8 protein-coding genes are annotated in these 9716 nt (G+C 66.3%); 3 read left to right on the forward strand and 5 right to left on the reverse strand.

What is annotated here, in order from left to right:
* Window positions 1-123: 123 nt before the first annotated feature.
* Window positions 124-552, reverse strand: coding sequence for a GFA family protein (locus IP83_RS07410; RefSeq protein ID WP_054121579.1), 429 nt, complete (start codon window positions 550-552; stop codon window positions 124-126).
* Between the two features lie 81 nt (window positions 553-633).
* On the opposite strand from IP83_RS07410, the gene IP83_RS07415 reads away from it, so the two are divergent.
* Window positions 634-1374 (forward strand): glutathione S-transferase family protein, encoded by a 741-nt coding sequence (locus tag IP83_RS07415; RefSeq protein ID WP_054121580.1) that lies wholly within the window; start codon window positions 634-636, stop codon window positions 1372-1374.
* A 244-nt stretch (window positions 1375-1618) separates the two neighbouring features.
* On the opposite strand, the gene IP83_RS07420 is transcribed toward IP83_RS07415, so the two are convergent.
* Complete coding sequence (locus IP83_RS07420; RefSeq protein WP_054121585.1) at window positions 1619-2464, reverse strand: MoxR family ATPase; 846 nt, start codon at window positions 2462-2464, stop codon at window positions 1619-1621.
* A gap of 155 nt (window positions 2465-2619) precedes the next feature.
* On the opposite strand from IP83_RS07420, the gene IP83_RS07425 reads away from it, so the two are divergent.
* Complete coding sequence (locus IP83_RS07425; RefSeq protein WP_054121581.1) at window positions 2620-3411, forward strand: hypothetical protein; 792 nt, start codon at window positions 2620-2622, stop codon at window positions 3409-3411.
* A gap of 55 nt (window positions 3412-3466) precedes the next feature.
* Here IP83_RS07425 and IP83_RS07430 read toward each other — a convergent pair whose 3' ends face one another.
* The 3 genes from IP83_RS07430 to IP83_RS07440 form a co-directional block, all read right to left on the reverse strand.
* On the reverse strand, window positions 3467-5341 hold the full coding sequence (locus IP83_RS07430) for a methyl-accepting chemotaxis protein (protein WP_054121582.1): 1875 nt from the start codon (window positions 5339-5341) through the stop codon (window positions 3467-3469).
* A 148-nt stretch (window positions 5342-5489) separates the two neighbouring features.
* Window positions 5490-7508: a DNA topoisomerase IV subunit B gene (locus IP83_RS07435; protein ID WP_054121583.1), complete on the reverse strand. Its 2019-nt coding sequence runs from the start codon at window positions 7506-7508 to the stop codon at window positions 5490-5492.
* An 81-nt stretch (window positions 7509-7589) separates the two neighbouring features.
* On the reverse strand, window positions 7590-8753 hold the full coding sequence (locus IP83_RS07440) for a penicillin-binding protein activator (RefSeq protein WP_231624955.1): 1164 nt from the start codon (window positions 8751-8753) through the stop codon (window positions 7590-7592).
* Window positions 8754-8793: 40 nt separating this feature from the next.
* On the opposite strand from IP83_RS07440, the gene rsmI reads away from it, so the two are divergent.
* Window positions 8794-9630: a 16S rRNA (cytidine(1402)-2'-O)-methyltransferase gene (rsmI, locus tag IP83_RS07445; protein WP_082364571.1), complete on the forward strand. Its 837-nt coding sequence runs from the start codon at window positions 8794-8796 to the stop codon at window positions 9628-9630.
* Window positions 9631-9716 lie beyond the last annotated feature (86 nt).

Consider the following 9716-nt stretch of genomic DNA (forward strand, 5'->3'; position numbering starts at 1 on the left):
GAGCGAAGTCGAGACACATGCACCGCGCTTGGTGTCTCGACTTCGCTCGACACGAACGGGTCGGTTTATGGGACGACCGGTCTTAACCGGATGATTAAGGCGAATGCGGCGCGGGGGCAAGTGTTACGAAGTGGGTGGCGGGGGCGCGGGGGGCTGGGCTGCGAACTGATCAAGCGCCGGGTCAATCGCGGCCCAGGGCGGGGCGTCGCTGGTCCAGATCGCGGCATTGGGGGCAAGGCCATGGCCAGGGGTGAGAAAGCCGAGGCGCATGGTGCGGAAATGCGGGCGGGCGCTGGTCTGGGCCATGACCGGCGTGCCGCACCGGGGGCAGTACGAGTGGGTGAGGGTGTTGCCGCTGGCCGCGACGTAGGAATGCGTGGCGAGTTCGCCGGTGAAGACGACGCTGTCGGTCGGGAAAATGGCGTTGTTGGTCGCCGCGCCGCCAGCGACCTGCTGGCACTGGCGGCACCAGCACTGGCGCACCGCGACGGGTGCGTCTGCCGCGATGGTCGCGGTGACGGCACCGCAGGCGCAGGATCCGGTATAAGCCATCAGCGTCTCCCTCACTTTGGGGATTGTTAGTCTTACTTACAATTTGTAGGCTGCGGGCAATCGGAGAGGACACCCATAACCATGCTCAAGCTCTACAGTTTCGGCCCTGCTGCCAACTCGATGAAGCCGCTGCTCACGCTCTTTGAGAAGGGGCTGCCGTTCGAGAAGAACCGGCTCGATCCTGCCAAGTTCGAGCACCATACCGACTGGTTCAAGGCGATCAACCCGCGGGGGCAAGTGCCTGCTCTCGTCGATGGCGAGCATGTGATCACCGAGAGCACGGTGATCTGCGAGTATCTGGAAGACGAGTACCCGACCGAGGTCAAGCTGCGGCCGGATACGTCATACGGCCGCGCGCAGATGCGGGTGTGGACGAAGTGGGTGGACGAGTACTTCTGCTGGTGCGTCTCGACCATCGGCTGGCACCGTTATGTCGGCAACATGGTCAAGGGCCTTTCGGACGCAGAGTTCGAGGAGAAGGTGAAGGCCATTCCGGTGGTCGAGCAGCAGGTGAAGTGGCGGCGGGCGCGCGAAGGCTTTCCGCAGGACATGCTCGACGAGGAGATGCGCAAGATAGGCTATTCCGTGGAGCGGCTGGACGCGCATCTGCGCCAGCACGAGTGGCTGGTGCCGGGGCAATACACGCTGGCGGACATCTGCAACTTCGCCATCGCCAACGGCATGCAGGTGGGCTTTGCCGAACTGGTGAACAAGGAAAAGACGCCGGGGTTGGTGCGCTGGATCGATCAGATCAAGGCGCGCCCGGCGGTCAAGCAGATGTATGCCGAAGTGGAGCTGGAGAAACTCGGCCCGCGGGATTGAGAGCGCAGGATTGATTGTTTCGCGCGGAGGCGCGGGGGTGCAAAGGGGTTGCGATAGCGGCGAAGCCGCGCTGCATAATCAATGCAGAAAGTGTGAAATGACCCCGACGGTTTAGCTCAACCACCGTTCGTGTCGAGCCCCTCGACTTTGCTCGGGATAAACTTCCGGCCCGATGGGCCGGAAGTCGAGACACCCGGCGCTGCGCATGGTGTCTCGACTTCGCTCGACACGAACGGGAAGGAGGTTAATTCGAGGGACGCCGCGCCATGAAGGCGAGGCGTTCGAACAGCATCACGTCCTGTTCGTTCTTGAGGAGCGCGCCGTGCAAGGGCGGGATCGCCTTGGTGGGATCGCGGTTCTGGAGGACGTCGAGCGGCATGTCCTCGTTCAGCAGCAGCTTGAGCCAGTCGAGCAGTTCCGAGGTCGAGGGCTTCTTCTTGAGGCCGGGCACTTCGCGCACTTCGTAGAAGATCTCCATCGCCTTGGTGACGAGGGTCTTCTGGATGCCGGGGAAGTGCACGTCGATGATCGACTGCATCGTCGCCCGGTCGGGGAACTTGATGTAGTGGAAGAAGCAGCGGCGCAGGAACGCGTCGGGCAGTTCCTTTTCGTTGTTCGAAGTGATGACGACGATCGGGCGCTCCTTGGCGGCGATGGTCTCGTGCGTCTCGTAGACGTCGAAGCTCATCCGGTCGAGCTCCTGCAGGAGGTCGTTCGGGAATTCGATGTCCGCCTTGTCGATCTCGTCGATGAGGAGGACGGGGAGCTTCTCGGAGGTGAAGGCCTCCCACAGCTTGCCCTTGCGGATGTAGTTCGAAATCTCGTGCACGCGCGGATCGCCGAGCTGGCCATCGCGCAGGCGGGCGACCGCGTCGTATTCATAGAGGCCCTGCTGCGCCTTGGTGGTGGACTTGACGTTCCACTCGATCAGCGGCGCGCCGACGGCCTTGGCGATTTCATGCGCGAGGACGGTCTTGCCGGTGCCGGGTTCGCCCTTCACCAGCAGGGGGCGGCGCAGCAGCACCGCGGCATTGACCGCCACCTTGAGATCATCGGTGGCGACATAGTTGCTGGTGCCTTCAAAACGCATGGACATCCTCGAATTTCTTAACCGGTTGCTTAAGGGATAAGCGGTGCGGGCGGGGCTGGCAAGTGGGCTGAAATGCCACTTCTGCACGAGGAAGCGACACTTGGTTACAAGTGGGCTGGTTGCCGCCCCGGGCGTGCCCGTGTAGGCGGAGCGCCATGGCATCCACTCCCGTCGCCAGCGCCGCGCGCTACGCTCCGTCGCGCCGCGACCGGGTTGTGTCGTTCGTGCTGGCAGTGCTGGTCGGGGTGTTCCTCGTCTTCGTGCTGATCATCATGAGCAACGTTGCCGGCGGCGGCGGCGATGCGGGCGGGCAGCTGGTGGCGATCAACATTGCGCCGCCCTCTGCCGAAAAGGACAAGGCCAAGGCCGCGCCCAAGCAGGATGTGAAGCAGCAGCCGCAGGTGCAGACGGTAACCACCCCGCCGCCCAAGCTGCCGCCGCGCGTCGAGATTCCCAGCAAGAACCAGGTCGAATGGCCGCCGGGCTTCATCAAGCTCAGCCGCGAGGACATCGCCAAGGCCGATATCAGCAAGATCAAGCCGGCGGGCGGCAGCAGCGGATCAAATGGCGCATCAGCGGGCGGTGGAGGCAATGCCGAAGGCACCGGCGATGGTCCCGGCGGCGCGCGGGTCTACAATGCAGAATGGTACCGCGAGCCGACGCGGGCCGAACTTTCGCCCTACATGAGTGCGGCGCGGGGCGGATCATCGGGCGACTGGGCGATGATCATCTGCCGCACGGTCGAGCGCTATCATGTCGAGGATTGCCGCGAGGTAGACGAGAGCCCGCGCGGATCGGGCCTCGCGCGCGCGCTGCGGCAGGCAGCCTGGCAGTTCCTCGTTCGCCCGCCGCGCATCGACGGCAAGGCGCAGCTCGGCACCTGGGTGCGCATCCGCTTCGATTTCAAGGCGGCGAAAGCCGGAGACGGGACGGCCGGCCAGGACTGATCCCGGCCGGCCAAGGCCCCGCGCCGTCGCACAAGACGCAGGGCCAAGCGGGTTCTCAGAACTCCGACCAGTTGTCCTCGTCGAGTTCGAGCGCGAGGTTGCCGTGGACCGGGGCGGGCGCGGCTGCCGGAAGCGGACGCGGGGCCAGCGGCGCGGGGGCAGGTGCGGGCCGCGCGGCCAGCGGAGCGTTGAAGCTGCTCGCCGAAGCGGCGATCCCGGTGCCCCGGAAGCGCGAAACGAGATTGGCGAGGTTCGCCGCCTGACCCGAGAGATTGCGCGAGGCAGCCGCGCTTTCCTCGACCATCGCGGCGTTCTGCTGGGTCATGCGGTCAAGCTCGCCCATGGTCACGTTGACCTTGGAAATGCTCGCCGCCTGATCGACCGCGGCAGTGGCGATGCCTTCGACCAGCGCGCCGATCTCGGCGACCTGGGTGATGATCGCATCGAGCGCTTCGCCGGTCTCGCCGACAAGGTGGACGCCCATCTCGACATGCTGCGCGCTGCCGCTGATCAGGCCCTTGATGTCGCGCGCAGCTTCGGCCGAGCGCTGGGCGAGGGCGCGGACTTCGTTGGCGACCACCGCGAAGCCCCGGCCAGCCTCGCCGGCGCGGGCCGCCTCGACCCCGGCATTGAGCGCGAGCAGGTTGGTCTGGAAGGCGATGCCGTCGATGAGGTCGATGATCTGGGTGATCTGCTTCGAGCTGTCGACAATCGAATCCATCGCGTCGACGGCCCGCTTGACGACTTCGCCGCCCGCATTGGCCCGATTGGTGGCGCGCACGATCGTCTCGCGCACGGCACCGGCATTGCTGGCGCTCTGTTCGACCTTGGCGGTCACTTCACGCATGGCATTGGCGGCGGATTCGAGGCTGGCGGCCTGCTGCTCGGTGCGGCTGGCAAGATCGTCGGACGCGGCGCGGATTTCGGTCGAGCCGGTCTGGACGCTGCTGGCCGTGCCTGCGACCGAACCGATGACCTGCTCGAGTTCGCTCGCCATCGCGTTGAAGTCGGTCTTGAGGCGGGCAAAGGGCCCTTCCAGCGCGGCGGTGACGCGGGCGCCGAGATCGCCTTCCTTGAACTTGGCAAGCGCGGCGCCGAGCGTGCTGACGATAAGCTCGACCTGTTCGGCCTTGCTCCGTTCGGCACGGGCCAGCTGGTCCTGCAGCGCGCGCATCGCCCGGCCGAGCGCGCCGATTTCGTCCTGCGTGTCGCTGATCGTGAGCGCGCCATCGAGGTGGCCCTCGGCCAGATCCTGGATCGCGTGGGTGATCTGACCGACCGGGCGGGCGACGAGGCGAACCATCATCAGATAAATGCCGCCAAGCGTGGCGAGCAGCGCCAGGGCGGTGAGAACTCCGGTCCACAGGGCAAGCGTGTAGCCCGTTTGGGACTGTTGGACGGCCAACTCGATATGGTGCTTCTGGTATTCGGCAAGATCGGCAAGGGACTTGGCGGTTGCCTCGACCGGTTCGGACGAGGTGGCGAGACGTGCCAGTGCCTCGGCGGTACGGCCCTCGCCCGAGAGCTGGATGATTTGCGTGGTATCCTGGCTCATCTGCTGCCAGCCGGCCTTGAATGCCTTCAGATAGCCCTTTTCCTTGTCGTCGAGGTCGGTCGCCTCGAACGCGGCTGTCTGGGTGCTGATGATCTTCTGGTTCGCGGCGATGACTTTCTCGGCATCGGAGCGCTCGTACTCGTCTGCCGCGAGCAGATGCGCCCGCAGCGCGTTCTCGAACTCGGCCATGGCGATGTTGATCTTGTCTGCCGCAAGCGCCTGGGGGACGTGATCCTCCGCGACTTCCACTTCAGCGGCGCGCATCGCGCCCATGCGCCAGACCATGGTGCCGATCGCAGCGACGATGACCAGCGAAAGCACCGCGAACATCACCGCGAGCTTGCGTCCGATCGGAGCGTTCCTGAGATAATCCATGCCGATTGAACCCGTTTCTGCCGCCGCGCGGGACTGCGGGGCGGATATCGGCACGGTTCTAGGCGCGCGGAGGCTGCAACGGGGTTTGGCCAGGACTAGGGTGAAACCCGGATTGCGCGGTTAAAATGGACTGAAGGGAAGGCGCGGCTCAGGCGTCGATCAGCTCCGGATCAAGTTCGCCTGCGCGGTTCTGGATGAACATGAAGCGCTGGGCGGGATCGCGGCCCATGAGGCGGTCGACGAGGTCTTTGACGGCGGCGCGGCCTTCGTATTCGGGGGGCAGGGTGATGCGGATGAGGCTGCGGCTGGCCGGGCTCATCGTAGTCTCGCGCAACTGCTGCGGGTTCATTTCGCCGAGGCCCTTGAAGCGGCCGACTTCGACCTTCTTGCCCTTGAACTTCGTGGCTTCGAGCTCGGCGCGGTGCGCGTCGTCCTTGGCGTAGACCGAAGTGGCGCCGCTGGTGAGGCGGTAGAGCGGGGGCTGGGCGAGATAGAGGTGCCCGCGCCGAACGATTTCGGGCATTTCCTGGAAGAAGAACGTCATCAGCAAGGTGGCGATATGCGCGCCGTCGACGTCGGCGTCGGTCATGATGATGATCCGGTCATAGCGCAGCGCATCGGGGTTGCAGTCCTTGCGCAGGCCGCAACCCAAGGCGAGCGCAAGATCGGCGATTTCGGCGTTGGCGCGGATCTTGTCGGCGCTGGCGCTGGCGACGTTGAGGATCTTGCCGCGGATGGGGAGGATCGCCTGCGTCTTGCGGTCGCGCGCGTGCTTGGCGCTGCCGCCGGCGGAATCGCCTTCGACGATGAACAGCTCGGTCTCGCCGTCACCCTCGCCGCTGCAATCGGTGAGCTTGCCGGGGAGGCGCAGCTTGCGCGCGTTGGTGGCGGTCTTGCGCTTGACCTCGCGCTCCGCCTTGCGGCGCAGGCGCTCGTCCATGCGTTCGAGGACTGCGCCGAGGAGTGCCTTGCCGCGCTCGAGATTGTCCGAAAGGAAGTGGTCGAAGTGATCGCGCATCGCGGTTTCGACGAGGCGCGCGGCTTCGGGGCTGGTCAGGCGGTCCTTGGTCTGGCTCTGGAACTGGGGATCGCGGATGAACACCGAAAGCATGATCTCGCTGCCGGTGAGCATGTCCTCGGGCGCGATGTCCTTGGCCTTCTTCTGACCGACAAGCTCGCCGAACGCGCGGATGCCCTTGGTGAGCGCGGCGCGCAGCCCCGCCTCATGCGTGCCGCCATCGGGGGTGGGGATGGTGTTGCAGTACCAGCTGTAGGACCCGTCCGACCATAACGGCCAGGCGATGGCCCACTCGGCGCGGCCCATTTCTTCGCCGTTCGGCCCGGCCGGGAAGTCCTGCCGCCCGGTGAACGGGACGGAGGTGACGCATTCGCGGCCCGCGACCTGTTCGGCGAGGTGATCGCCAAGGCCGCCGGGGAACTGGAACACGGCTTCGGCGGGAATGTCCGTCCCCGCGATCAGGCTGGGGGCGCACTTCCAGCGGATTTCCACGCCCGCGAAGAGATAGGCCTTCGAGCGGACGAGCCGGAACAGGCGCGCGGGCTTGAAGCGCGCGTCCTCGCCGAAGATTTCGCCATCGGGGATGAAAGTAACGCTGGTGCCGCGCCGGTTGGGGGCGGCGCCGATGCGTTCCAGCTTCGAGGTGGGCAGCCCGCGCGAGAATTCCTGCGCGTAGAGTTCCTTGTTGCGCGCGACTTCGATGCGGGTCAGCACCGAAAGCGCGTTGACGACCGAGATGCCGACGCCGTGGAGGCCGCCCGAGGTGGCATAGGCCTTGCCGGAGAACTTGCCGCCTGAATGGAGCATGGTGAGGATGACTTCGAGCGCCGACTTGCCGGGGTACTTCGGGTGTTCGTCCACCGGCATGCCGCGGCCGTTGTCGGTGATGGTGATCCTGCCTGCGGTCCCGGCGGGGCCTTCCTCGAGCGTGACTTCGATGCGGTTCGCATGGCCCGCGACAGCCTCGTCCATCGCGTTGTCGAGCACCTCGGCGGCGAGGTGGTGCAGCGCGCGCTCGTCGATGCCGCCGATGTACATGCCGGGGCGGCGGCGGACGGGCTCCAGCCCCTCCAGCACCTCGATAGCGGAACCGTCGTAGGTTTCCTCTGGGCTTCGGCCCGGCAGCTTGTCGAACAGGTCATCGGACATGGGAACGGCTATAGAACACGCCCGATTCCCGGAGCAATGGGGGGATGGTGCTTATCCGGGAATATCCCCGGATTTGCGGGGTCAGGGATTGAACTTCGCCGGGGCCGGGCTTGCGGTAACGAAAGTGCCTGCACCGACTTCGCGCACTTCCATCGCGCGTTCGGCGACGCCGTTGGGATCGAAGCGGAACACCCCGTCGAGGCCGATGAAACCGTCGCGGGCGTAGAGCTTCGCGGTCGGGAACAGCGTGCCCGGCTTCCACGTCCGCGCGACGTTGAGCGTGAGCAGTACGGAATCGTAGCCGAGCGTCGCCAGCCGCGAGGGCGCGGCGCCGAAGCGGGTGCGGTAAGACTGCTCGAACTGGCCGAAGCGCTTGTCCGAAACGGCGGCGAACCACGCGCCGCGCATCGCGGGGCTCTTGGCGATCGCGGCGTCGCCGTTCCACAGCTCGGTGCCGAGCAGCTTCGTGCCATTGGCGGCCGGCGCGGCCATGAGTGCGATGCGGCCGCTGTCACCGATCAGCAGCGCGCCGACCGGGCCCTTCGTCAGAACGCGGCGGACTGCGCTGGAAACCGAGGTGTTCGAACGGTCATAGCTCTCGACCGAGGTCACCGTGATCCCGCGTGAACGGGCCGCGACCATCAGCGCTGTGGACACACGCTGGCCGTAGGCGCCGGTCGGGATGATCGCGCCGATCGACTTGACGCCCTTCTCCTGCGCGTAGCCGACGACGCGGGTGATCGCCTGCGCCGGGACCTGGCCGAGCACGAAGACATCGCGGTCCGCAACGTTGGCGTCGTTCGAATAGGTGATCATCGGCACCTTGGCGGGCCGCGCGACGCTGGCGACAGCCACCACCTCGTCGGCAAGCAGGGGCCCAAGGATCAGGCGGTTGCCATCAAGGATCGCCTTGTTGGCCGCAAGGCCGGCGCCAAGCGCTGTGTCGTAGGTCGTGATGCGGACGTTGTCGGCATTGGTATCGAGCAGCGCCATCGTCGTTGCATTGGCGATGGCCTGGCCGACGGGGGCGTTGGGCCCGCTCATCGGCACGAGCAGCGCGACGCGGTGGCGGTCGGCATCGGTGGGGAGCACGTTGGCATCGGGCGTCACTTCAGCGGGCTTGGGCGGCGGCGGCGCTTCGGTCGGTTTGGGGATGACAGCGCAACCCGCGAGGAGTGCGAACCCGGCATATAGAACCAAATGCCGGAGGCGCCCGAGTGCTGCCCCACCGCTTCCGAACATCATTGGCTTGCCGCTCCCTGGTAGCCGGTCCATGGGTACGCCTATGGATGCGCCCCTACTTGACCCCGGTCTCTATATAGTTGCGACCCCGATTGGCAATCTCGGTGACGTCACGCGGCGGGCAATCGACGTCCTTTCACGCTGCGCTGTGATAGCCTGCGAGGATACGCGGGTGACCGGCAAGCTGTTGCACCACCTTGGAATCAAGCGCCCGCTGCGCCGCTATGACGATCACGCGAGCGATGCCGCGCGCGAGGCCTTGCTGGGCGAGATGACGCGCGGGCCGGTCGCCTTGGTCTCGGATGCGGGCACGCCGCTGATTTCGGACCCCGGCTACCGGCTGGTGCGCGAGGCGCGGGCGCGCGGTATTGCGGTGACGACGATCCCCGGGGCGAGCGCGCTGCTGGCGGCGCTGACCTTGGCGGGGCTGCCGACCGACCGGTTCCTGTTCGCAGGCTTCCTGCCAAGCAAGGACAAGGCGCGCGGCGACGTGCTGGCGGAGCTGGCGGCGGTGCCGGCGACGCTGGTGTTCTACGAGACCGGGCCGCGGCTGGTGGCTTCACTGGAGGCGATGGCGCGCGTGATGCCGGGGCGCGAGATCGCGGTGGCGCGCGAGCTGACCAAGTTGCACGAGGAATGCCGGACGGGGACGGCGGCGGAATTGGCGGCGCACTACTCCGCGCATCCGCCCAAGGGGGAGATCGTGCTGCTCGCGGGGCCGCCGGGCGCGCCGGACAAACCCGGCGAGGCGGATGTGGATGCTGAACTGCTCGCGGCGGTGGCGGAGATGCCTGCCTCGAAAGCGGCGGGTCTGGTTGCCAAGAGGCACGGGCTTGATCGGAAGGCGCTTTATGCAAGGGTGCTGGAGCTGAAGGGGTGAACGCCTCGTATCCCGGCTCCCTAACCCCGTTCGTGTCGAGCGAAGTCGAGACACCGCACGCAGCGCTTGGTGTCTCGACTTCGCTC

The sequence above is a fragment of the Novosphingobium sp. AAP93 genome, assembly GCF_001296055.1.
Classification (GTDB): domain Bacteria; phylum Pseudomonadota; class Alphaproteobacteria; order Sphingomonadales; family Sphingomonadaceae; genus Novosphingobium.